We start from the raw sequence: 23601 nt of genomic DNA on the forward strand, positions 1-23601 counted from the left end.
GTTATTCATACTTAACGGGTAGGAATTATAGTTATTATTCTATCAGAGAGAAAAGGGAGATAGGTACATGAGAAAAAATGCGATTGTAATCACTTCATTACTGCTTACGGGGTCACTGTTACTTTCTGCTTGCGCTAACAACAGTAATAACGAATCCTCATCCGCAAATAATGCGGCTGCAGGCTCCAATTCAACCAATGTGGAAGCAACCACTGCACCAGAGATTGTTCCTGCGGGTGCTCTAAGCGAACCTTTTACTGCCACGGATTTATCCAAACTTCCAGCGGTGGCCCAGAAACGTACAGATACCATTATCGTCGGGCTTACGGACCCAAGCGGAGCGTTCACTCCTTATTTTCAACAAAGTGGTTATGATGGCAATGTCTCTTCACTGCTATACGCTTCTCTCGTAACTGTTGATGACAAAGGCGTTCCAACGCCGGAGCTTGCGGAGAGCTGGGATGTTTCAGATGATCAGCTTACATACACGTTCCACTTGAGAAAAGATTTGAAATTCAGCGACGGTTCACCGTTAACAGCGGATGATGTGGCATTTACATGGACGATCCAATACGACAAATCGTATGACGGTAGCTCCCAGCTTCCATCGCTAAATGTTAAAGGCGGCAAAGCCTATAAGGAAGGTACATCCCCTACAGTTGAGGGCATTAAAGTAATTGATCCACAGACGATCTCAGCAACCCTTGAGCAACCAAACGCAACGGCGCTGGTACAGCTCGGCTCGAATGTACTATCGAAAGCTTACTATGGCAAGGACTATAAAATTGGAAATCTTGAATACATTAAAAAGCTGCATGAGAAGCCACTTGGCGATGGACCTTACAAGCTGGAAAAATTTATTCCAGGTCAAGAAGTGCGTTTTGTAGCGAATGAGAATTATTTCAAAGGTAAACCAAAGACGGAGCATTTCATCTACAAAACTACGGAAGGCGACGTATGGCAGTTCGTAGAAACTGGTGAAGTGGACTACGCTTCCTTTAGTGCGACAGACGAGAATATCGAGAAGCTGAAAGCACTTGGTTTTGTGAATATTATTCCATACACTCCAAGTACCTATGGTTACTTGCAAGTTAACCTCAAGCATGAGCAGCTCAAGGATAAGCTTGTACGTCAAGCTATTGTGTACGGTTTGGATCGTCAGAGTATTTATGTGGATGCAGCACAAGGTGCAGGTTCTATTGCCAACATCCCGGCATCGCCGATTTCCTGGTCTTACACTGAGGAAGGTATTAATCCTTACAAATATGATCCGGAAAAAGCAAAACAATTGCTCGATGAAGCTGGCTGGACGGTAGGCGCGGGGGGGATCCGTGAAAAAGATGGCAAACCGCTGAGCATCCATTACCTCGGTTCGAAGAGCAAAAACACAGATATTTTCATCGCTGTAGCTAAAGAGAATTTTGAAGCGCTGGGTATCGAATTCCAGCCTGAGGTTTTCGCAGACTTTAACTCACTGGTATCGAAAGTAGAAGGTGGGGACTATGATCTCGTATCCTTCTCCACAAGCATGTTGACTGATCCGTCTGACGGGTTCATGCAATTCTTCGATGGAGAAATCACGGATTATGACAATCCGAAATTCCTAGAGCTGTACAACAAAGCCTTGGCCACTACTGATATTGAGGCACGCAAAGCGGTATATAAAGAGCTGTATCAGCTTTTCAATGATGAACTGCCTATTATTTTTACAAGTTATAAAAAGACAGTATACGCCTATAACGGACGTATTGAGAATCTCTCGGTCAGCCCGTTCATCGGTCTTGCTGGCAGTCTGCCAACTTGGAGCCTGAAATAAATAAACCAGTGTCCCCTGCCCTGACTGGATTCAAGGGCAGGGGACGAATCATAAGGAGTCTGTCATGAGCGCTTATTTATCGAAAAGACTGTTGTACATGGTCATCATCTTATTTGCGGCATCATTATTGATCTTCTGTCTGTATGCTTCAACTCCCGGTGATTTCATAACCGGAAATATTAAATTGACCGCTGAACGCAAAGCTGAGCTTCGTGAAATCTACGGCTTAAACAAGCCTGTGCTTGAACGGTATGGGATCTGGATGAAGAATGCGCTGCATGGTGATTTCGGGTATTCCTTAGCTCAACAAAAGCCTGTGCTGCAGCTTTTTAATGATTATATTTGGAATTCCTTTTTGCTGGCTGCCGTATCTACGTTTCTAACGTGGGTGATTGCGGTCATTATTGGCGTCATCTCTGCCTATAAGCAATATTCCTGGTTCGATACACTAGTGATGATCGCTATATTTGCAGCAATGTCGCTGCCGTCATTTTTTATAGGCTTATTCCTGATCAAAATCCTGGCCGTCGATCTCAAGTGGCTGCCTCCAGGTGGAATAATCACCACGGGTAGTAATGCTACGGGTTTGGCTTACTTTAAGGAGATCGTAATGCATATGACCCTGCCGGTTGTAGTTATGACCCTTCTGGGATTAGGTTCGCTCACCCGTTATTTCCGCAGCAATATGATTGATGTCTTAAAACAGGATTATATCCGTACGGCACGCGCCAAAGGCCTAAAAGAACGCAAGGTGCTCTTTACACACGCCTTACGTAATGCCTTGCTGCCCGCAATTACACTGGTTGGTTTTGAGCTTCCAGCACTATTTGGTGGATCACTTATTATTGAGAAAATATTCAATTGGCCTGGGATTGGCCAACTGTATATGCAGTCCTTCGGACTAAGGGATTATCCTTTGCTGATGGGCTTTACGATGTTTATTGCCATACTTACCGTCATAGGAACGTTGCTTTCGGATGTTTTGTACCGGATTGCCGATCCTAGAGTTCGGCTATAGAGAGGAGGAAGCTGACGTGGCAGTTCAAAGTAATGTAGCTGGGATCGCGAAGCCGCAGACCACCAAAGGAAAATCCTCTTTATTCCGGCAATCCATGCGGAGGTTGCTGAAGAACAAGCTGGCGGTATCCGGATTTGTGGTGGTGATCTTTATGTTTGCGCTTTGTTTTATTGGTCCGCTGTTCTCACCTTATACGGATAACAAAATTAATATGGCTATGATGAACAAGGCACCCAATATGAAGCATTGGCTGGGCACTGATGCATTGGGCAGAGATATTCTGACCCGGGTAATGCAGGCGGGGCGCATTTCACTGACCGTAGGACTAGCATCAATGGTTCTTTCGGTGTTCATCGGTGCTCTTTTGGGGGCTATTGCTGGGTATTACCGCGGTATTGCCGATCAAATCATTATGCGGATTGCGGATCTTTTATTGACGGTCCCGAGTCTGCCACTGCTCTTTATTTTTGGTGCGTTATTATCGGAGTGGAAGATTCCAACGGATTATCGGATGTATATCGTTATGCTGATGCTTAGTATTGTTAGCTGGCCGGGTATGGCACGTATGGTACGGGGGCAAATGCTTAGCCTGCGTGAACGTGAGTTTATGCAGGCGGCGGTAGTATTAGGCCTCCGTGACCGACGTAAATTATTTAATCATTTGCTGCCGAATATCGTTCCGTTACTGATCGTTATGGCTACACTTAACATCGGTGGCGCTATATTGAGTGAATCGGTTCTTAGCTTTTTTGGGCTAGGTGTTATGCCGCCAACTCCAACCTGGGGCAATATGATTGATGCTGCGAATAATATGATCGACTTTCAGGATCGGCCGTGGCTGTGGATTCCACCAGGGTTATCGATTTTTGCGACAGTGATCGCGATCAATATCTTTGGAGACGGACTCCGGGACGTGCTTGATCCTAAACAGAAGAGGTAGGTGACCCTCAGATGAGTGATTTAATGAATATAGACGGTCTAAGTACATACTTCTTCACGGAAGAAGGAAAAGTGAAAGCCGTTGATGATGTAAGCTTCCGTGTTCGCGAGGGAGAGACGGTATGTATCGTTGGAGAGTCAGGCTGCGGCAAAAGCGTGACTGCGATGTCCATCATGGGACTTGTCGAGGAACCAGGGGGCAAGGTAGCCCAAGGGAAAATTGATTTTCAGGGTGAAGATTTGTTGAAAATGGACAAAAACACACTGCGAACCATCCGCGGGAATGAGATCGCGATGATCTTTCAGGAGCCCATGTCCTCCCTTAATCCTGTAATCAAGATCGGTGAGCAAATCATGGAGCCGCTGATTGTACATCTGAAGATGAACAAGAAACAGGCGCGTATCCGGGCGATTGAACTGATTAAGCAGGTAGGCATATCACGACCAGAGCAAATTGCTGATAGTTACCCGCATGAATTAAGTGGAGGTATGCTGCAGCGGATTATGATTGCTATTGCCATTGCCTGCAGTCCAAAGCTATTGATTGCTGATGAACCGACCACGGCGCTGGATGTAACGATTCAAGCGCAAATTCTGGATATGCTGCGTGAAATTAAAGATAGCTCGGGCATGTCCATTCTACTAATCACCCATGATCTTGGTGTAGTGGCAGAGATGGCCGATTATGTGATTGTTATGTATTCCGGAAAGATTGTGGAGGAGGGGGAAGTTGTTGAATTGTTCAACAACCCCAAACATCCCTATACAAAAGGGCTGCTCAAATCGAAGCCGGTAATCAATCAGCGACAGGATGAGCTGTATTCCATTCCAGGTCAAGTGCCAAATCCGCTTGAGCTGGTGCCCTCTTGTTATTTTCATGACCGCTGTGAGCATTGCATGCCTGTATGTGTCAGCCAGCAGCCCCGGCTTAAAGAGGTGGCCAGCAGACAAAAGGTAGCTTGCTGGTTGTATGAGGAGGCGGTTGTTCATGCCTGAGGCACTGCTTGAGGTCAATCATTTAAAGAAATATTTCCCTGTTACTAAGGGGCTGCTTAATCGAACCGTTGGGCATGTGAAGGCTGTTGATGATATTAGCATCACACTTCAACCTGGGGAGACGTTTGGGCTTGTAGGGGAATCTGGGAGCGGCAAAAGTACAGTCGGACGGACGATTTTACGGCTAACGGATAAAACGGCAGGTGAGATCAAATTCAAAGGGATAGACATTCACTCCCTGTCGCCCGCTGAATTGCGCAATATTAGACCCCAAATGCAGTTGATCTTCCAAGATCCTTATAGCTCTCTTAACCCACGGGTTCGTATAGGTGATGCCATTGGTGAAGCTTTACTAGATCATGGTTTATGCTCAAGGTCCGAGGTGCGAGATCTGGTGCTTGAAGCGCTAGCGGCTTGCGGTTTATCTTCTTATCATATTGATCGCTTTCCGCATGAATTCTCCGGGGGGCAGCGGCAGCGGATCGGGATCGCCCGTGCGCTTGTTTTGAATCCTGAGCTGATTATTGCAGACGAACCAGTTTCAGCACTGGATGTTTCCATCCAAGCACAGATTATTAATTTATTCAGTAAGCTCCAGCAGAGTCGAGGGTTAACGTATTTGTTCATCTCCCATGACCTGAGTGTTGTGGAGCATTTGTGTTCAAGAATCGGTGTCATGTACCTGGGCTCTATGATGGAGACGGCATCAAGAGATGAACTGTTTAAGAATCCGCTCCACCCGTATACCAAAGCGCTGCTGTCGGCTGTTCCGATTCCTATTCCAAAGCTGAAAAGGGAAAGGATTGTACTTAAGGGAGATATTCCGAGTCCGGTGAACCCGCCTTCTGGCTGTAAATTCCATACCCGTTGTCCCTTTGCGCAAGAGGTTTGCAGATCTGAAATCCCGGTATTTCGTGATGTTGGCAGTAACCATTTTGTAGCTTGTCATTTAGTTTGATAGTTGTCACAAATATAGCAATGATTTACTCCTAAGACATGAATAATTAATGTTGAATTGTATAATAATACAATTTGACCTTATTTTTGCCTGGGCTCAAAAGTCTTGAGAGGTTTCAAAGCCAGGTCAATGGGGTAATTAGAGAGTGGTTAGGTTAGGCGTACATATCTAATCGGTCTAGTATAAAATCCCTACTTAGGAGGAATCATCGTGAATACAACAGTACGTTTGACAGAAAGATCCGGCTCGACTTCTTCACAGCGCAGAAAAGGCTTTGTACCGGTAGTCGTGTACGGTGCAGGTTCAGATAGCCAGTCCTTTACAGCGGATGCTAAGACAATTTCAGGTATTTTAGCCAGCAACCCACGGGCTGTTCTTACTTTGGAATTGCCAGACGCGGGCAAAAAGAACGTGGTTATTCAAGAAATCCAACGTCAGCCAATCTCCAAACAACTGCTGCACATTGATTTTCAGCAGATTGATATGAAGGCCAAATTGGATACCAAAGTAGCGTTCCACTTTACAGGTGAACCAGTAGGTGTGAAGAGCGGCGGCGTGCAACAAATTGAATTGCATGAGCTGGATATTCGCACACTTCCAGATAAAATAGCTGCATCCTTTGAAGTGGATATCAGTGGACTAGATATTGGTGATCAATTGCTGGTATCTGATTTGCCGAAGCATGAAGGCTGGGAAGTATTAACGCCTGAGGACACTTTGATTGTCCGTATTTCACCTCCAGCAGCGCAAGAGCCAACAGAAGAAGATACTGCTGAACCCGCTGCAGCTGAAACTGCTGGCGAAGATAAAGCAGAATAGTATAGAGATAAATAGTAAAGAGCAGATAGAATCCTTATAAAGGAGCTGTCTGCTCTTTTTGTTTTGCCTTCATAAATATGAATTCATAAAAAATATGCTGGTCTTTCGTATGGTTTCTCAAATGGCAATTTTGGTTGTTTCGCCTCATTTAGTTAAAAATTTACATAAAATCGTTGACGAACGGGTTTCTAAGCCTGAAAATGAGGACAATTACCATGGTGAAATATTCAAAAGTCCCTGTTGTTGCTGTTTGAAAACGCTTTAGTTTTTATGCTTCAAAGAACTCTCATTGCCTAGTTCATCATGATTAAGAGGAGGAAAGTTATGAAGATGAGGAAGCTGTTTTCGATCTTAATGACAAGTTTGCTGGTGCTTGGGGTAGCTCTACCCTTTGGTGGAAAAGCGAATGCAGATGCTGCAAGTGACGCTTCAAATCGTGCTTTAATCTGGTTGAAAGCCCAGCAGGATGCAACAGCGGGGTATGCTTTTGAGGGACTGGTAGATAGCTTTGAAGATTTCTGGGGACCAAACAACCCCAAACAGATTGTATACACGTATGATCAAGCGGTTGCAGCTATCGCCTTTATTGTAAAGGGTGAACGGACGCGGGCAGAGCAGGTTTTGAACAAAATGCGGGACATTCAAGATCCTTCCGGCTTCTGGCTGAATTCTTATTGGTATAACAACGGCTTCGGAGAAGAAATCCGTAAACATGTGGGACCCGTTGTATGGATGGCAATGGCTGCTATGGCTTATGAGAAGCAATATAATGATACACGGTATCGTCCGATGGCACTTAAAGCACTCGATTGGAGTTTACAGTATAAAAAGGCTAATGGCAGTATTGCAGGAGGATGGAGTGGTTGGAGTAATTCCGATGAGCCTTGGAGCTCAACCGAGCACAATATCGATATTTACCGGGTATTGCAGTATTATGCTTCGGTGGATTCCTCAAAGGCAGCCACTTATAACAGTGCGGCTTCTGGAGTCAAAACCTTCCTGGATAATTATGTGTGGGATGACACTGTCAAACGTTTCAAGGGGGGCTGGAAAAACGATACAAATCTGATCGACCCCAAAATACCTTTAGACGTGAACCCTTGGGGAGTGTTAGCTTTAGGCGTATCCGGGGCCCATAACTACGGCGCAAGCTTAACCTATGTGGAAAATGCCTCCGGCACCCCGGGAACACTAGCAAATCCGCGTTACAAGCAGACGCTTACTTACAATGATGCTGGGAATACGCTCACCGGATACGATTTTGACTGGACAGACGAAGTATTGCCGGCGTATGACGATAACGGAAATCAAATTGGCAATACGGGTGCTGACGTATGGTTTGAAGGAAGCGCATTCATGTCACTCGCTTATTATCTGCAAGGCAATGCCTCAAAGGCAGACGCCATTAATACAGAGATTATTAAAAAACAAGGCACAAGCGGTGCTTCGCTCGGGGGTATTCCCTACTCGCTGAAAGGGTCCAGCAACAGTTATTGGGTGATGGCGCAGCAAAACTGTGTTTCCAGCACAGGCTGGTTAATAATGTCCCTGCACCGGTTTAATCCATTCACAGGTCAATATTTGACGGGTGGTGGTAATACTGGGGATGCAGCCGCGCCAACCGCTCCCGCTAATCTAACGGTAACCAGTAAGACGGATACAGGAGTTAGCTTAACCTGGTCCGCTTCTACCGATAATGTTGGCGTTACAGGTTATATTGTTTATCGCGGAACACAGCAGGTGTCCACTGTGGGGGGAACTACAGCTACTGTTAGTGGACTTACTCCAAGCACAGCCTATACGTTTACAGTAAAAGCTACGGATGCAGCAGGTAATTTATCCTCCGCTAGTAATACCGCAACAGTTACTACTAATTCCACTGGAGGCAGCGGAGGCGGTGATCATGTGACGGCTGACTTTACAGCAGGGGTAACGAGACTTTCTGCTACAGAGGCGAGTGTGTATATTACACCTGTAACCAGTGCTCTTTATGTAGATGTACATTACAAGATTAGCGGTGGTTCCCAGCTTAATTACCGGATGACTAATAACTCAGGAACATGGAAGCAGACGGTGAGTGGATTAAGCGCTGGCAGCAGTATTGAGTACTGGTTCACTTATGAGAAATCCGGCCCGCAATATGATTCAGCACATTATACTTTTGTTCAGTAAGATTAGCAGTTCGTAAAAATCATTCTAAGAGAAGGCTGTTCCATGCTGCCATTTATAAGCGGCGGGGGCAGTCTTTTTTTGTGGGAAAAATAGTGAATAACCGTTAAATCCTTCTCAAGACGGAGGTCTGCTCTTAAGGTATGCTTTAAAATCTTTGGGGGAGACGTTAGGACTCGATGGTCACTAGCGTAGGTAGGTATGAGGTGAGTTTATTTTATTGGTTTTACAACGTAACAGTGTTATGTTACGATGGCTTCAAGGAGTGATAAGCATGGAAGAGGATTTGATCTCGAAGAAGCAGCTATTGGAATTAACCGGTATATCCTATGGGCAATTGTACCGCTGGAAGCGGAAGCAGTTGATTCCAGAGGAATGGTTTATCCGTAAATCTACGTTTACTGGACAGGAGACTTTTTTTCCAAAAGACATGATCTTGTCCCGTATCGATAATATTGTGAATATGAAAGATGGACTTTCTTTGGATGAAATGGCTGATAAGCTGTCAGATAAGGCTTCTTTTGACAGAGTAAGTGTATCTGCTGCGGAAATTATAGAACGTAACATTGTTTCGTCAGTGACACTGGGGAAATTTGGAGAGAGGCTTGGTGTCAAGAATGGATATAGCTTCGATCAGCTCACTTATTTATTGGCTGTAGACCGCCTGCTTAGTGCAGGGGAGATGAATATGGAGGAAGCAGAGCTCCTGTTTCGAACCTTAATGAATAAAGCCTCCAATCTTGAGAGTGAAAGCTGGGAGTTGTTTTTTATCCGCAAAATGGGGGTGTCATCCTTTATTCTGGCTCAGGCACCAGCGGAGTTATGGTTCGATGAAGGGGTAAAGCTGGTCAGTAAAATACTCAGTGCAGATGTAATAGAACAATTGAAAGGTAAGCTTGCTTTTAAGCTTGTTGAATAGGGGGTTACTGTAATGGATAAACGACAGCTGCCGGATCTGATTATAAACGGAGTCAGCGGGGGGGCAGGAGGTACTTATAACAGTGTGCAAATCGATGGTGTAGGCAAAGTAACGGGACCCATCGTGACGCGAATTTTTAAAGGAAATGGGCATATGAATTTGAAGAATGATCTCTCGGCGGAAGAAGCGGAATGCAATGGGACGATGAAAGTGCTGGGACATTTGCGTTTTAACTCCCTAAAGGTGGATGGAATGATTACTGTCGGTGAGAGCTTTCGGGGAGAAAGTTGCACTCTTCATGGAATGCTGAATATCAAGGGTGATTGTGAGCTTGAGGATTTTGCGGGGGAAGGAAGCTTTAGTGTCGGAGGTTTACTTAGTGCAGGACATGTAGACTTCAAACTGCAAGGGCAGGGAAAGGCGCATGAAATTGGTGTGGAGAGTCTAGTGATCCGGCAAACGAATAGTGGAGTCTGGAGCAAAATGTTAAGTGGAATCATCCCTAAATTAAGATCGGAGCTGCGGGCTCGGACTATTGAAGGAGATTTTATTGATTTAGAGTATACAATAGCGGATGTTATCAGGGGCAATATTGTGATTGTAGGGCCAGGCTGTACTATCGAACGGATAGAGTATCGTGATCAGATCACAGTACATCCAGAAGCAAAGGTTGGAAAGGTGGAGAAGATCGGTGAGTGAAGAAACAACTCGGAGTAATTTGAAAATAATAGGCACAACGACCTCAGCGGGAGGCTTCTTTCGGGACATTAAAGTTACTGGGGAAGGTCATTTTGCAGGTGATGTAGATTGTGAGAAGCTGAGCCTGACTGGAAATGCCAGAGTAGATGGAAACCTGCTAATGACCAAAATGAAAATAACCGGTGAGATGACACTTTTGGGTAATCTTGAAGGGGATTCCTTGCGGGGTCAGGGTGAAATTAAAGCAACCTCCGTAAAAATCGACGATATTCATCTTAATGGTAATTTGGAGGTCAATGGTGATTGTGAAGGTGAACATCTGCGTATTTCGGGCGCTCTCAATGTGGCAGGACTGCTAAGTGCGGAGCAACTGGAGATCAATTTATATGGAATAAGTAGAGCGAAAGAGGTTGGAGGCAGTGCTTTAACGATCAAAAAAAGCAAGACCGGAAAATTCCTGCATTTGATGAAGCAGAATCCTAAAGTGCTTTTTGAGGCTGGGCTCATTGAAGGCGATACGATAGAGCTGAATAATACAAAAGCAAATATTGTCAGAGGAGATCGGGTAATCATCGGTGTGGACTGTGAGATTGATACTGTGGAATACCGTAGTGTTTTGGAGATTCACAAGAATGCAATAGTGAGGCATCAAGTGAAGTTGTAACACATAGTTATAGATCTTTTGACAATGGGGAGTGGAATAAATGAGTGCTGCCAAAGCGCCCAATCTGGGCATTGTTATCGCAGGTCTGCTGTTAGGAATACTGATGGCCTCCATGGACAGCACCATCGTTGCTACAGCAATGGGCAATATTGTTGGGGAACTAGGCGGTATGGACAAATTTGTCTGGGTAACATCAGCTTATCTCGTAGCTGAGATGGCGGGGATGCCTATCTTTGGCAAGCTGTCTGATATGTATGGGCGTAAAAAGTTTTTTATTTTTGGGATTATTGTATTTATGGCAGGTTCGGCGCTTTGCGGGACGGCAGATACAATTACTCAGTTGGCTGCTTATCGGGCGGTTCAGGGAATTGGAGGCGGCGCGCTAGTGCCGATTGCTTTTGCCATAATGTTCGACGCCGTACCACTGGAGACACGGGGAAAGCTGGGCGGTGCATTTGGTGCGGTGTTTGGATTATCAAGTATTTTTGGTCCATTGCTAGGCGCGTATATCACCGATCATATTGCTTGGCAGTGGATATTTTATATTAACTTGCCGCTTGGACTGTTGGCTTTTGTGATGGTCGTATTCTTTTATAAAGAATCACACGAGCATTCTAAACAACCTATTGATTGGCTGGGTGCGGGCACACTGCTGGGCTCTGTCATCTGCTTAATGTTTGCGTTGGAGCTGGGTGGAAAAGAGTACGCTTGGGGCTCATCGATGATCCTCGGCTTATTTGCAGCTTTTGCTATATTGGCGGCAGTGTTCCTTTTTGTAGAGACGAGAGCGAAAGAGCCGATCATTTCCTTTGCTTTATTCAAAAAAAGACTGTACGCCGTCAGCATTTTGTGTGCGCTATTTAGCGGTGCTGCATTTATTGTGGCCTCCGTATACATTCCTATTTTTATTCAAGGTGTATTGGGGGGTTCGGCTACCAATTCAGGACTTGTCCTGCTGCCGATGATGGTCGGCTCAGTAATTACCGCCACAACGGGAGGATTCCTGATGGCAAAAACCAGTTACCGCAATCTGCTGATACCTACGTTTGTACTTTTGGTGATCGGCACAGGACTGGTAGCAACGCTTACTCCGGAAGCTTCACGTCTCTTGGTTACCTTGTACATGATTTTAATCGGATTGGGCATCGGCGCTTCCTTCTCTGTGTTAAGCACAGCAGCTATTCATGGTCTGACAGCGCAGCAACGCGGCTCCGCCAGCGCAACACTAAATTTCATTCGTTCGCTTGGCATGACCATCGGAATTACCACATTTGGCATTATTCAAAGCCATTATTTCTCGGGCAGTCTAACTAAGTTGCTCACAGCAAATGGAGGAGGAGCTGCTTCTGCGGGGGCTGTGGGGGCTGTGGGGGCTATGGATTTTAAAGATCCGCATTCCCTGCTGTCGCCTGAGACTAGAGCACTCATTCCACCGGAAATTTTGAGCAAAATTACAGAGGGACTTTCCTCTTCCATTGCGAACACCTTCGCTTGGGCGGTTATTCCAGCTGCATTAGCTTTGCTGGCTTCCTTTTTTATGGGGCGTCAGAAAATGGATGCCTCCGCGGAGGGGGAAGTTAAGACGCCCGGGCATTAGGCTGTGGCGGAAGACGTTGGGCATTCGAATAATGAGCGGAAATTAGTGCGTATTATACGGAATGCAGTGATTGGTGTAAACAAACTATGGTTGTAAAGTGATGGAGCAGCTTCTCATTTGAGAGGCTGCTTTTTTATGTGTGGTTGGGAGTACAAATGAGCATGAACCCACGAAGTAAGGGAGCTGCGTTGAAGGATGAGTAAATGCGATGAATCCTGGAAATAAGAGCATCTGGATCCGACGGCATGAGGGAATGCGATGAATCCAAGAATGAGTCCGATAGCATGAGGGAATGTCATGGATTCAAGAATGAGTCCGATAGCTTGAGCAAATGTGATGGATTCTTGATAGAAGTGCGCCTAAGAATGATGCGTGGAGTGTTGCGGACCGTATAGTCGCTATTGCTGATTTTTTAGCTACTTTGCCGTAGTTTCGGACTGTATAGCTCTTATCGGCATGAATTTGCTCATATTTGGACTATATTTGTGTGGATAGCTGCACCTGAGTCCGATAGCACGAGGAAAAACGCTGAATCCCGGAAATAAGTGCATCTGGGTCCGATAGCATGAGGGAATGCGGTGGATCCAAGAATGAGTCAGACTGTATGAGTGAATGCGATGAATTCTCGATAGACGTGTGCCTGATTTCGCAGCATGAAGTGTGTTTCGGACAGTATAGTCGCTATTGCTGATTTTTAAGCTACTTTGCGGTAGTTTCGGACTGTATTGCTCTTATGGGCATGAATTTGCTGATATTTGGACTATATTTGTGTGAATAGCTGCACCTGAGTCCGATAGTACGAGAAAATGTGTTGAATCCCGGAAATAAGTGCATCTGGGTCCGATAGCATGAGGGAATGCGGTGGATCCAAGAATGAGTCAGACTGTATGAGTGAATGCGATGAATTCTCGATAGACGTGTGCCTGATTTCGCAGCATGAAGTGTGTTTCGGACAGTATAGTCGCTATTGCTGATTTTTAAGCTACTTTGCGGTAGTTTCGGACTGTATTGCTCTTATGGGCATGAATTTGCTGATATTTGGACTATATTTGTGTGAATAGCTGCACCTGAGTCCGATAGTACGAGAAAATGTGTTGAATCCCGGAAATAAGTGCATCTGGGTCCGATGCAAGATCTATGAAGTGTGAAAGACCATAACGGACGAAGAGGACAAAGCGCACCATAGTTGATGTATCGGACGAAGAGGACAAAGCGAGCCATAGTTGATGGAGCGGACGAAGAGGACAAAGCACACCATAGTTGATGGAGCGGACGAAGAGGACAAAGCGCACCATAGTTGATGGAGCGGACGAAGAGGACAAAGCGCACCGTAGTTGATGTAGCGGACGAAGAGGACAAAGCGCACCATAGTTGATGTAGCAGATGAAGAGGAAAAACGTACCATAGTTGATGTAGGGAACGAGGAGGGGCTAGTTGCCCATAGCTCCCAAGCGCTCCTTAGAAACCATCTCTTTCAGCGGCAGGATGAGGGGAATTCCCGTCATCCTGCCGCTTTTTATAAGCCAAAAGGCATGTAGGCTCTCCATCACTAGACCCACAGTGATTAGGTAGAAAATGGTCGAAATATATGCGAATTTGGTTCACAAGCATCAGACGGTTCTCCAGTGAGGCCGTTCTGTGTTCTATCTCGCCATACATAAAGGTTCTGATACTATGAAAACGTAATCAAAATCTGGGTATAGGAGATTCCGACATGGGGGTACCTTCTGGTGAATTACTTCCCAGCGTCGATCCGGTTCATCGATCCCGCTGGAAGATGAAGAACAAACATAAATTGTTCTTCATGGCTTTTCCGTTTCTTATTGTCACCTTTATTTTCTATTATCTGCCGATCAGCGGATGGATTTATGCATTTTATGATTTCATTCCCGGAATACCGTTGTCTGACACGCCATATGTCGGGTTGAAATGGTTCAAGACGATTGTATCCAATCCAACACAGACCGCAGAGGTTGTGCGCGTGCTGAAGAACACTCTTGCCATGAGTTCACTTGGACTAATTACCTCGATATTTCCAGTGATCTTTGCGATTTTTCTGACCGAGATTAAGTCAGGCTGGTATCGCAAGATGGTGCAGACGCTAACCACGATTCCGAACTTTATCAGCTGGATTCTGGTATATGCATTGGCCTTCTCGTTGTTCTCCGTTGATAACGGGGTCATCACACATATTTTAGTGCAGCTTGGAATCGTTGATGAGGGTTATAACTTTTTAGCCTCCAGCTCGAATATTTGGGTCACGATGATCATTTGGTATTGGTGGAAATCGTTAGGCTGGGGTGCCATTCTCTATCTTGCTGCAATCGCAGGCATTGATCAGGAGTTGTATGAAGCCGTAGAGGTGGATGGTGCAAGCCGGTTCCGTAAAATCTGGCATATTACCATTCCGGGTCTTATCCCAACCTTCTTTGTCCTACTGCTGCTCTCCATAGGTAACTTAGTCAATAACGGGATGGAGCAGTACTTTGCCTTTCAAAATGCGATGAATAAAGATTCCATAGAAGTGCTGGATCTTTATGTATACAATATTGCGTTCGCTAACAACTTTCCGTTTGCCACAGCTGTCAGTATGCTGAAGTCGGTCGTCAGTGTAATTCTACTGTTCGCGGCAAACACCTTATCCAAGATGGTGCGTGACGAATCTATCATTTAAGGCAGGGGTGATCCCATTTGAGAAAGAAAAAACTAACTTCTGGAGAATTAATCTTTCAAATTATTATCTACACACTCTTTGGATTGTTCACCCTGTCATGCATTTATCCATTCTACTATTTGTTCATTAATACAATCAGTTCGAATGATCTTAGCGCAGCAGGGTATATCAAATTTTATCCAAGGCAGATCCATTTTGATAACTATAGTAAGGTTCTAAGAATCAGTGGTTTAGGTCATGCGGCTACAGTCTCTATTTATAGAACAGTTGTTGGTACTTTGCTCACCGTTGGATCTTCGGCATTTCTTGGGTACTTGTTCACCAAAAAGGAAATGTGGGGCCGGAGTATTTGGTACCGCAGTGTTGTAGTTACGATGTATTTCAGCGCAGGGCTGATCCCATGGTATATCACCATGCATAACTTGCATCTGACTAATAATTACCTGGCTTATATTTTGCCAACCATTATTACTCCTTTTAATATCATTTTGGTCAAAACTTTCGTCGAGGCTATTCCGCCCTCACTTGAGGAGTCGGCGTCAATGGATGGAGCAGGGTACTTCCGGGTGTTCTGGAGTATCATTGTTCCTCTTACAACACCTATCTTGGCTACGATTACGATTTTCTCAGCGGTGAATCAGTGGAATGCCTTTATTGATACGGCATTTCTGATGACAGATACGAAATACTTTACGCTCCAGTTCTTATTATGGCGTTATTTGAACGAATCCAGCTCGCTCGCAGCCTTAATTCGTAATTCGCCAGATATGGCCGCTAGTGCAGCGAATATGCAGACTCCAACCTCTGTGCGGATGACTGTAACGATGATCGTTGTATTGCCGATTTTGATCGTGTATCCGTTCTTCCAACGCTTTTTCGTCAAAGGAATTATGATCGGTGCGGTTAAAGGCTGATGGGTGGCCGCTCTGGACCAGAACTGGGTTTTCCTCTGTTATAAGCAGAGTTGAACTATAAGTGAAGAGATGAAAGGGAGGGTATAAAGCAATGAGATTAAGAAGAGCATCGCTTGTCATGCTATCCGTAATCCTGGTCTTCGTTCTTGCAGCATGTGGCGGGGGGAATAATACGGCTAACTCGGGCAAAAACACGAGCACAGAGAAACCTACGTCGGCTGCCACGAATGCTCCGGCGGAAGAGACAGCAGCACCGGATGACGGAGCGCTTGATCATTCCAAGCCGCTGAAGCTGACTGTATTCTCAACAACCGCTAACTATGCCGGTCCACAGACCGGATGGTTTGCAAAAATCATCAAGGATAAGTTCAACATCGAAATGGACATTGTAGCTTCAAACCTGACTGGTGGAGATACCAAAATCTCTGCAATGATGGCTTCCGGAGATCTTGGAGATATCATCATTTTCGGTGACGACAAGAACCACTATCCAAACGCCATCAAAGGAAAGCTGCTCTTGGACTGGACACAGGACGGTCTTTTGGACAAATACGGAAAAGACATTTCCAGCACTTTTCCAAAAGCTATTGAGAAAGCAAAGGTAGCTTTTGGCGGTGGATCATCAGTCTTTGGTATGGGGAACAGCGTAGCTTCTAACCCATCCGGACCTTCTGAAGGAAAAGATATGACTTGGGGTCCAGACCTGCGCTTTGATCTTTACCAACAAATTGGAGCGCCAGAAATTACAAAGATTGAAGATTATCTGCCTGTGCTGAAAAAAATGCAAGAGCTCGAGCCTAAGAATGAACAAGGCAAAAAAACCTATGCTTTCTCGATGTGGTCTGATTGGGATGGCAACTATAAAATGACATTGGCTAAACAGTTCGCTAACATGATGGGCTATGACGAAATTCCTGATACTGCTGTGTATGTTAAGGCAGATGAAGAAAAGTATTATGACTTTTTATCCGAAGATAGCTGGTACATGAAGTCGCTCAAACTGTATTTTGAAGCTAACCAGATGGGGCTGGTTGATCCGGACTCTATGACGCAAAAATTTGACGATGTTGTAGCGAAATACAAAGATGGTCGTCTATTGTTCTCTTGGTTCCCATGGCTTGGAGCTGCTAACTACAATACACCAGAAAGAACAGCCGAAGGTAAAGGTTTTGCGCTGGTTCCGTTCAAAGATGAATTGATGTATTCCACAGGTTTCAATGTTTACGGTGGTAACGGTATTATTGCAATCGGCGCAAAAGCTAAGGAACCTGCTAGAATTATGGAATTCATTAACTGGATGTACACACCGGAAGGTGCAATGATTTCTGCAGGAAGTGGTACAGCAGTACCTAACGGACCTCAAGGTCTGACCTGGGATATTGATGCAAACGGCAAACCTGCAGTGACTGATTTTGGTTGGAAAGCTTATACTGATCAACAGAATACTCAAGTTCCTGCTGAATACGGCGGGGGTGACTACTACTATGGCTCCAATCAAATGAACTTCTCGTTTGTGGTTCCGGCGATGGTGAATCCAGAGAATAGTGAGCCATTCGATCATAATCTGTGGACAACAACCCTAGAGCGTAACCCTTCCAAGCTTGATAGTGACTGGAGAGCGAAAATGGGCGTTCTGACTCCTAAGGAGTATTTTGAGAAAAACAATCTATTGGCTGTAGCACCACAAGGCTTCACTGGCAAAGAGCCATTAACCATGGATAAAACAGTGGAACAAAAGAATAAACAAATCGGTACGGTTATTCAACAGATTTCCTGGAAAATGGTCTTTGCTAAAGATCAAGCGGAATACGATAAGTTGAATAAAGAAATGCATGATAAGGTAAATGGTCTTGGGTATTCCGAAGTTATGGAATTCTCGATTAAAAAGGCTGAGGAATTGTTCGAGGCCCGTAAAAGCGTTAAATAAACACGGCTAGTAACTATAAAATAAGGCGGGGCGGCGTGGAGGCTGTTCTGCCTTATTCTATTCAATTAAGGATAAATGTGGTATTCTCACATTAATATAAAACGCTTTCAAATAGAAAGAAGAGGATAATCCAGATGGTAAGAGTACCCCTGCGGAGTCATACTCCAGCTGTCAAATCCTTACGCAATACCTTATTTATCTATCTAGTAATCGGAACATTACTTCCGCTTCTCTTAGTAGGATTCGTAACCTACACCTCTATTTACTCCATCCTTTCAGGTAAAATTGGCAACGGGATCAGCGCTAGTCTGAGACAGGAAGCCTCAAGCCTGGAGAATGCCATCGACAATATGGATTTTGCCTCCAAGCAGTTTGCTCTGGACGGTCAGATTGTGCAGGAGATGTCCTCATTTATTCAGGAAAAACAAATTTTTCGCAAATCGCAAATGATGAATTCCATCAACCAGAAGATCAATCTAGTCAATTTTACGAACCCTTATATTGGACTTACAGCCTACATTATGCCGGACAGCGATGATCCCGTTCTGTTCACCAACATGAGCGCACGCAGAAATTTTGATATCAGTACATTGCCGTCTTTTATGCGATATAACGGGGCTGACTATTATGGACCACATCCCACTATGTACGCTGTTGGTGATAATCTCGTATTCTCGGAGCAGCGGATTGTCCGTGTGCCGGGCCAGCATAAGCTTTATATTTATTTGGAGACGAATTATAGTTTGTTTCGCAAAATCTTCAATCAGGAGTCCTACGGGATGAAAGTAAATCATCTGCTGGTCAATCAGCAAGGTAATAGTACAAAAGTGATCGACGGCAAACTTCCGCTAAGTATTATTAAAGCTGCGGGAAGCAACTCCAATCTCACCCATGAAACGCTAAGCGGATATCATCTGTTTCGTTACGCGAGTCCTCAGGGCTGGAAACTTATTGCTGTTGTGAAAAAATCAGAATTCAACAGTGAAATTTATTCTTGGTTTTATAAAATGATCTTACTTGCCTTCTCCACCCTTCTTTTTGCCGGATTTCTGGCTTGGATCATCTGGAGGAAAATTTATGGTCCGTTGCGTAAGGTCAACCTTGAAATCAACCGAATGGCGGAAAATGTTACCGCTCCGGTAGCCTATACGAATGTGGAAGAATTTGATTTCGTGCTTACCAACTTTCAGCAGATGAAAAAACAGGTGAATGAGCTGATTGTTGCGGTTGCCCATAATGAGAAACAGAAAAGCCAATTTGAGATTGAGAAGTTGCTCAGCCAGATCAATCCTCATTTTTTGCATAATACCTTAAATACGGTACAGTGGATGGCCCGGTTAAACGGCCAGAAGGAGATCGACAAGCTGGTCACTCTTCTTGTAAAGGTGCTGCATTATAATCTGGGCAAGCAAAGCATCATTGTTACCATTGGCGAGGAAATTGAAGCGATTCGAAATTATATGGAGCTGCAGCGTATTCGTTATGATTATGAATTTGAATTTAACGTTGAAGCTGATGAGGATGTATTGTCTGTGGCTGTCCCGAGATTTTTGCTTCAGCCTCTGGTGGAGAACTCGATTTATCATGGATTAAGCGATAATGGCAAGGTAGATGTTGAGATAACGAAACATGGTGAAGGAGAGGTTCAGCTATGTGTGAGAGACAATGGCGCTGGGATGGATGCAGATACATTAGATCAGCTGTTGTCTGATGATGGAGCGAAAAAAAGGGGACTTGGAATTGGTTTTTCATATGTGAACCGGATGCTTAGAACCTATTATGGAGAACAAATGAAGCTAGAGATGTTCAGTAATCCAGGAGAAGGTACGGTTGTATCCATTGTGATTCCGAGGAAAGGTAAGGAGGACTTCGATGATTAAGGCTGTAGTTGTCGATGACGAGAGACTCGTGCGAAAAGGCTTCATATCCCTGATCGACTGGTCATCCTTAGGGATTGTTATAGTTGGGGAGGCAGGTGATGGTAAATCTGCTTTGGAGCTGCTTCAACAGCAGGAAGTAGATTTATTATTTGTGGATTTGACCATGCCAGGCATTTCAGGCTTCGAGCTCATTAAAATGGTTAGACAACGGTTCGCAGGCATTCGCTGTGTTGTCCTTACTTGTCATCATGAATTTGACTATGTTCAGGAGGCTATGCGTTTAGGAGCCGTTGACTATATTGTAAAAACACTGCTTGAGATGGAAAATGCGGATGAAACCATCAGACGTCTTGTCGATCGTATTAAATGGGAGGACAATACACGGGATGCTCTGGTTCGTGGGGAAAGTAAACGTATGGCTGCTGATAAGGCTCTGCTGTATTTGCCCCTATATCATCAGTGCAATGAAGAAGAATTATTTCAGCTGTCCAGCGTGAAAAATAATCCGCTCATTACTTTTCATGAGATGTGGATGTCGCCCTTATTACATCGTTTCTCAATAGATGAGAGCAAACGTGAGCTTAAGATCCAGCTATCCGGACGATGGCAGACCGCGCTGATCAGTGGATTGAGAGATCAACCCTTGCAGGAACTGGAGGAACAGCTCACTGCGAAATTACACCGTATTCTATTTTATCATCCTGAACCTGAGGATTTGACCTCATTGAAATATGAAGACATAAAGAAGGAACCAGCGGCTCCCTACTCAAAACAAGAGTCGGATAATCTGCTGGAGCAAGCACAGAATTTGAAGTGGACAATTGATGGAAATGAGTGGGAGAAATTTGTAGCAAACATACTTCAGCAGAAACCCCGTTCTGATCAGTTTCTGGCGTTTGCACACTCTCTAATACAAAGCTGGAGTTCTTTACTTTTAAAGCCTGAAGATGCTGCTCAACTGGAAAGGGACATCTCCCATAATCTGAACTGGTGCCATTGGAAGAACTGGCTGCGGCGATTTTCTGATCATGTGGGACGAAGAATGCTGGAACTTGGATTAACTAAAGAGGTTATGTCCTGTCTTATTCGTGCAGTTCGTTATATGCAGAGCCATGCAGGTGACAAAATCAATCAGAGCGATGTAGCAGCCGTCATTAATATGAGCCGTGGTTATTTCAGCCAATGTTTCGCTCGTTTTGCCGGAGAGACATTTGGTGAATGTTTACGGGGAATGCGGCTGGAGCTCGCCAAATCACTGCTGCTGGAGACTACTCTTCCCGTCTGTGAGATTGCTTCGCGGTCCGGTTTTGAGGATGATCGTTATTTCAGCAGATTGTTCAGAGAACGTATTGGTAAATTACCAAGTGAATTCCGTGCGGAGGGGAAAAACCAAATATGAAATTTTGGAAATCTATCCTCCTAGTGTTTATGGTCATTGGAATGACATCATGTCGTGACAATATTGGTATTGTAGATTCGGTTGCAAGCCCTCAGGCAGGGGATGAGGCTACTTCTATCGCTTATAGCAAATATGAGGATCCGATTGTGATCCGAGTAGGGTTTAAGGTTCCCGACTCGCGGCTTAATACAGGTGACAGTAACGATAACAATCCAATCACCCGTTATTTAGAGAGCATTACGAATATCAAAGTGGTTCACTCCTGGGAAGCGAAGGGTGAGGATGCTTTTACGCAAAAGGTACAGCTTGCCATTGATAGCAACGATTTGCCTGATGCCATGGTTGTGGATCGGGATCAACTGAAGAAATTAATTGATAATGATATGATTGAAGATTTGACAGAGACTTATAAAATATATGGATCTGAACTTATCAAGGATATGTACAATTCTACAAAGGGTGAGGCATTAGAGGACGCTTCCCGCGATGGTAAACTATATGGATTACCGAATGTAGCTATTGATGCTGACTCTCCCGTGCTGCTCTGGGTTCGTCAGGATTGGCTGGAGAAGCTGGAGCTGCGGCCTCCTCAAACTTTTGAAGACATCGAGAAAATTGCCAAAGCTTTTATTGAAAAAGACCCTGATGGAAATGGAAAAAGAGATACCGTCGGTCTAAGCGGCTACAAAAATATCGTATATGGAACTAAACCATTAGTTAATGGTCTGGATGCTGTGTTTAGTGCATTTCACGCTTTCCCCACGAATTGGATTAAGGATAACAACGGCAATATCGTGTATGGCTCCATTACACCAGAGACCAAACAAGCGCTTGCTAAACTTGCTGATTGGTATAAACGCGGGTTGCTGGATCCGGACTTTGCACTATATAAGGAAACTCAGGAGCCTATTATTACAGGTAAATCCGGGATGTTTTTTGGTCCTTGGTGGATGCCTTATTATCCTTTATCAGAGGCAGTGGCTTTGGATACGAAGGCAGAATGGAGAGCATATGCAGCTCCAGTTGACGATTCCGGTAAGTTTGTCGCTCATTTAGCGCCGGTAACAGATCGATATCTTGTTGTGCGTAAAGGGTTTGAACATCCTGAGGCTGTAATCAAGCAATTAAACGTGTTTACAAGACTCGAAAGAAGACAGGATCCTAATCAAGAGGAGGTAAAAAAGCTGGGTGATTTCTCTGCGCAGACAGGCATTCAGCTGCGTGCATATTATCCGTTCGATCTTCTGATAGATTATAGGGATGCGATTGAGAAACATTATGCTGATATCCAGCAGGCTTTGCACGGAAAGATAGACCCGGATACATTAAATTCTGATACCCGGCTCATTTATGATCAATGGGTAGCAGAAACAGAGCAGCCCAAAAAAGATCTTGAAGGCTGGAAAGCAGCAAATGCGTATAAATACGGAGTAGCTGTGTTAACCTCAACTGCTATAGAGGGAGTGCGTGGGGTCTTTTATGGGAACACCCGGCTTATGAAGACTAAATGGCCGGAACTGCAGAATCTGGAGAATGAGACGTTCTTAAATATCATTGTGGGTGATTCACCGCTTAGTGATTTTGATGCGTTTGTAGCTAAATGGAAGAGTATGGGCGGAGAAGAGATTACGGAAGAAGTTACTGAGCTCGTAAAGCAAAAGTAAACGTGGGATGCCTCAACAGCCTAATGGCTGTGGGACATCCTTTTTCTTATGTTCTATTCTTCGTTTTTGCTGATTTTTTGCAGCAGGAAATGTAGTTGCTCTACTTCTTCATCGGTTAAATGGCCCACAAGGCTTTTATTAAATTCATCTAAGATGGACTGTAAAACTGGGAAGAAATCGATGGCTTTCGGGGTAGGATATAGAAGGTGAGAGCGTCGATCATTAGGATCGTCTTTGCGCTCGATATATCCCGAGTTCTCTAATTGCTTCACAGAACGTGCTGTAGTTGCTTTATCGAACTTCAATTCGGCAGTTAACTGATCCTGAGTAATGCCTGGCCGAGAGAGAATCAATTTAAGAAAGCTATGCTGTCCACCACTACCGATTCCATAGGGGACAAATTGCTTAACCAGTTTCTTTTGATTTTGACGGTGAAGATGGGAAATTAGCTTCCCGATAGGCTCTCTTGCCAATATAGACACCTCTTTGGGTTATATGTTCGTTCATTTGTTGCCTTGAAATAAAGTGTACAATAAAGTCGTTGCGCAC

The 23601-nt window shown here is 44.6% G+C and carries 18 protein-coding genes; 17 read left to right on the forward strand and 1 reads right to left on the reverse strand.

What is annotated here, in order from left to right; all coding sequences use genetic code 11:
- Positions 1–67 precede the first annotated feature (67 nt).
- The 17 genes from MKY63_RS21060 (at position 68) to MKY63_RS21140 (ending at position 23052) form a co-directional block, all read left to right on the forward strand.
- Positions 68–1816 carry an ABC transporter substrate-binding protein gene (locus MKY63_RS21060; protein WP_036685737.1) on the forward strand — a complete coding sequence of 583 codons (1749 nt, stop codon included), beginning with the start codon at positions 68–70 and terminating at the stop codon, positions 1814–1816.
- Between the two features lie 64 nt (positions 1817–1880).
- Complete coding sequence (locus MKY63_RS21065) at positions 1881–2834, forward strand: ABC transporter permease (RefSeq protein WP_036685739.1); 954 nt, start codon at positions 1881–1883, stop codon at positions 2832–2834.
- A 16-nt stretch (positions 2835–2850) separates the two neighbouring features.
- A complete protein-coding gene (opp4C, locus tag MKY63_RS21070) occupies positions 2851–3774 on the forward strand; it encodes an oligopeptide ABC transporter permease (RefSeq protein ID WP_036685740.1) in 924 nt (307 codons plus the stop codon).
- A gap of 11 nt (positions 3775–3785) precedes the next feature.
- Positions 3786–4769, forward strand: a complete 984-nt coding sequence (locus MKY63_RS21075) for an ABC transporter ATP-binding protein (protein WP_036685742.1) — start codon at positions 3786–3788, stop codon at positions 4767–4769.
- Positions 4762–5727: an oligopeptide/dipeptide ABC transporter ATP-binding protein gene (locus MKY63_RS21080; protein WP_036685744.1), complete on the forward strand. Its 966-nt coding sequence runs from the start codon at positions 4762–4764 to the stop codon at positions 5725–5727. The genes MKY63_RS21075 and MKY63_RS21080 overlap by 8 nt, the downstream gene beginning before the upstream one ends.
- A gap of 210 nt (positions 5728–5937) precedes the next feature.
- Positions 5938–6546, forward strand: a complete 609-nt coding sequence (locus tag MKY63_RS21085; protein ID WP_076275428.1) for a 50S ribosomal protein L25 — start codon at positions 5938–5940, stop codon at positions 6544–6546.
- Between the two features lie 324 nt (positions 6547–6870).
- Complete coding sequence (locus MKY63_RS21090; RefSeq protein WP_076275427.1) at positions 6871–8718, forward strand: fibronectin type III domain-containing protein; 1848 nt, start codon at positions 6871–6873, stop codon at positions 8716–8718.
- Between the two features lie 271 nt (positions 8719–8989).
- Complete coding sequence (locus MKY63_RS21095) at positions 8990–9634, forward strand: YhbD family protein (RefSeq protein WP_038572382.1); 645 nt, start codon at positions 8990–8992, stop codon at positions 9632–9634.
- A gap of 12 nt (positions 9635–9646) precedes the next feature.
- On the forward strand, positions 9647–10333 hold the full coding sequence (locus MKY63_RS21100) for a hypothetical protein (RefSeq protein WP_036685749.1): 687 nt from the start codon (positions 9647–9649) through the stop codon (positions 10331–10333).
- A complete protein-coding gene (locus MKY63_RS21105) occupies positions 10326–10997 on the forward strand; it encodes a hypothetical protein (protein WP_038572381.1) in 672 nt (223 codons plus the stop codon). Before MKY63_RS21100 ends, MKY63_RS21105 begins: the two co-directional genes overlap by 8 nt.
- Positions 10998–11037: 40 nt before the next feature.
- Positions 11038–12594 carry an MDR family MFS transporter gene (locus MKY63_RS21110; RefSeq protein ID WP_076275426.1) on the forward strand — a complete coding sequence of 519 codons (1557 nt, stop codon included), beginning with the start codon at positions 11038–11040 and terminating at the stop codon, positions 12592–12594.
- 1714 nt (positions 12595–14308) lie between these two features.
- The gene (locus MKY63_RS21115) at positions 14309–15268 is read left to right on the forward strand and encodes an ABC transporter permease subunit (RefSeq protein ID WP_076215705.1); all 960 of its coding nucleotides are present in this window, start codon (positions 14309–14311) and stop codon (positions 15266–15268) included.
- Positions 15269–15285: 17 nt separating this feature from the next.
- Positions 15286–16182 (forward strand): carbohydrate ABC transporter permease, encoded by an 897-nt coding sequence (locus MKY63_RS21120; protein ID WP_036685756.1) that lies wholly within the window; start codon positions 15286–15288, stop codon positions 16180–16182.
- A 91-nt stretch (positions 16183–16273) separates the two neighbouring features.
- Complete coding sequence (locus MKY63_RS21125) at positions 16274–18109, forward strand: ABC transporter substrate-binding protein (protein ID WP_076215702.1); 1836 nt, start codon at positions 16274–16276, stop codon at positions 18107–18109.
- 134 nt (positions 18110–18243) lie between these two features.
- The gene (locus MKY63_RS21130; protein WP_076215698.1) at positions 18244–19989 is read left to right on the forward strand and encodes a histidine kinase; all 1746 of its coding nucleotides are present in this window, start codon (positions 18244–18246) and stop codon (positions 19987–19989) included.
- A complete protein-coding gene (locus tag MKY63_RS21135; protein ID WP_076215694.1) occupies positions 19982–21388 on the forward strand; it encodes a response regulator in 1407 nt (468 codons plus the stop codon). Before MKY63_RS21130 ends, MKY63_RS21135 begins: the two co-directional genes overlap by 8 nt.
- On the forward strand, positions 21385–23052 hold the full coding sequence (locus MKY63_RS21140; protein WP_076130770.1) for an extracellular solute-binding protein: 1668 nt from the start codon (positions 21385–21387) through the stop codon (positions 23050–23052). Before MKY63_RS21135 ends, MKY63_RS21140 begins: the two co-directional genes overlap by 4 nt.
- A 53-nt stretch (positions 23053–23105) precedes the next feature.
- Here the strand turns inward: MKY63_RS21140 and MKY63_RS21145 are convergent, their stop codons facing one another.
- On the reverse strand, positions 23106–23525 hold the full coding sequence (locus MKY63_RS21145; protein WP_076130769.1) for a MarR family winged helix-turn-helix transcriptional regulator: 420 nt from the start codon (positions 23523–23525) through the stop codon (positions 23106–23108).
- Between the last annotated feature and the right edge of the window lie 76 nt (positions 23526–23601).

Origin of the sequence: Paenibacillus sp. FSL R7-0189 (assembly GCF_037969925.1) — a bacterium.
GTDB classification, from domain to species: domain Bacteria; phylum Bacillota; class Bacilli; order Paenibacillales; family Paenibacillaceae; genus Paenibacillus_AQ; species Paenibacillus_AQ odorifer.

Excerpts from the sequence above, each read along its gene's own strand:
- MKY63_RS21060 (WP_036685737.1), top strand. The coding sequence starts at position 68 with ATGAGAAAAAATGCGATTGTAATCACTTCATTACTGCTTACGGGGTCA.
- MKY63_RS21080 (WP_036685744.1), top strand. The coding sequence starts at position 4,762 with ATGCCTGAGGCACTGCTTGAGGTCAATCATTTAAAGAAATATTTCCCT.
- MKY63_RS21125 (WP_076215702.1), top strand. The coding sequence starts at position 16,274 with ATGAGATTAAGAAGAGCATCGCTTGTCATGCTATCCGTAATCCTGGTC.
- MKY63_RS21135 (WP_076215694.1), top strand. The coding sequence starts at position 19,982 with ATGATTAAGGCTGTAGTTGTCGATGACGAGAGACTCGTGCGAAAAGGC.
- MKY63_RS21110 (WP_076275426.1), top strand. The coding sequence starts at position 11,038 with ATGAGTGCTGCCAAAGCGCCCAATCTGGGCATTGTTATCGCAGGTCTG.
- MKY63_RS21090 (WP_076275427.1), top strand. The coding sequence starts at position 6,871 with ATGAAGATGAGGAAGCTGTTTTCGATCTTAATGACAAGTTTGCTGGTG.
- MKY63_RS21075 (WP_036685742.1), top strand. The coding sequence starts at position 3,786 with ATGAGTGATTTAATGAATATAGACGGTCTAAGTACATACTTCTTCACG.
- MKY63_RS21100 (WP_036685749.1), top strand. The coding sequence starts at position 9,647 with ATGGATAAACGACAGCTGCCGGATCTGATTATAAACGGAGTCAGCGGG.
- MKY63_RS21065 (WP_036685739.1), top strand. The coding sequence starts at position 1,881 with ATGAGCGCTTATTTATCGAAAAGACTGTTGTACATGGTCATCATCTTA.
- MKY63_RS21130 (WP_076215698.1), top strand. The coding sequence starts at position 18,244 with ATGGTAAGAGTACCCCTGCGGAGTCATACTCCAGCTGTCAAATCCTTA.
- MKY63_RS21115 (WP_076215705.1), top strand. The coding sequence starts at position 14,309 with ATGGGGGTACCTTCTGGTGAATTACTTCCCAGCGTCGATCCGGTTCAT.
- MKY63_RS21095 (WP_038572382.1), top strand. The coding sequence starts at position 8,990 with ATGGAAGAGGATTTGATCTCGAAGAAGCAGCTATTGGAATTAACCGGT.
- MKY63_RS21140 (WP_076130770.1), top strand. The coding sequence starts at position 21,385 with ATGAAATTTTGGAAATCTATCCTCCTAGTGTTTATGGTCATTGGAATG.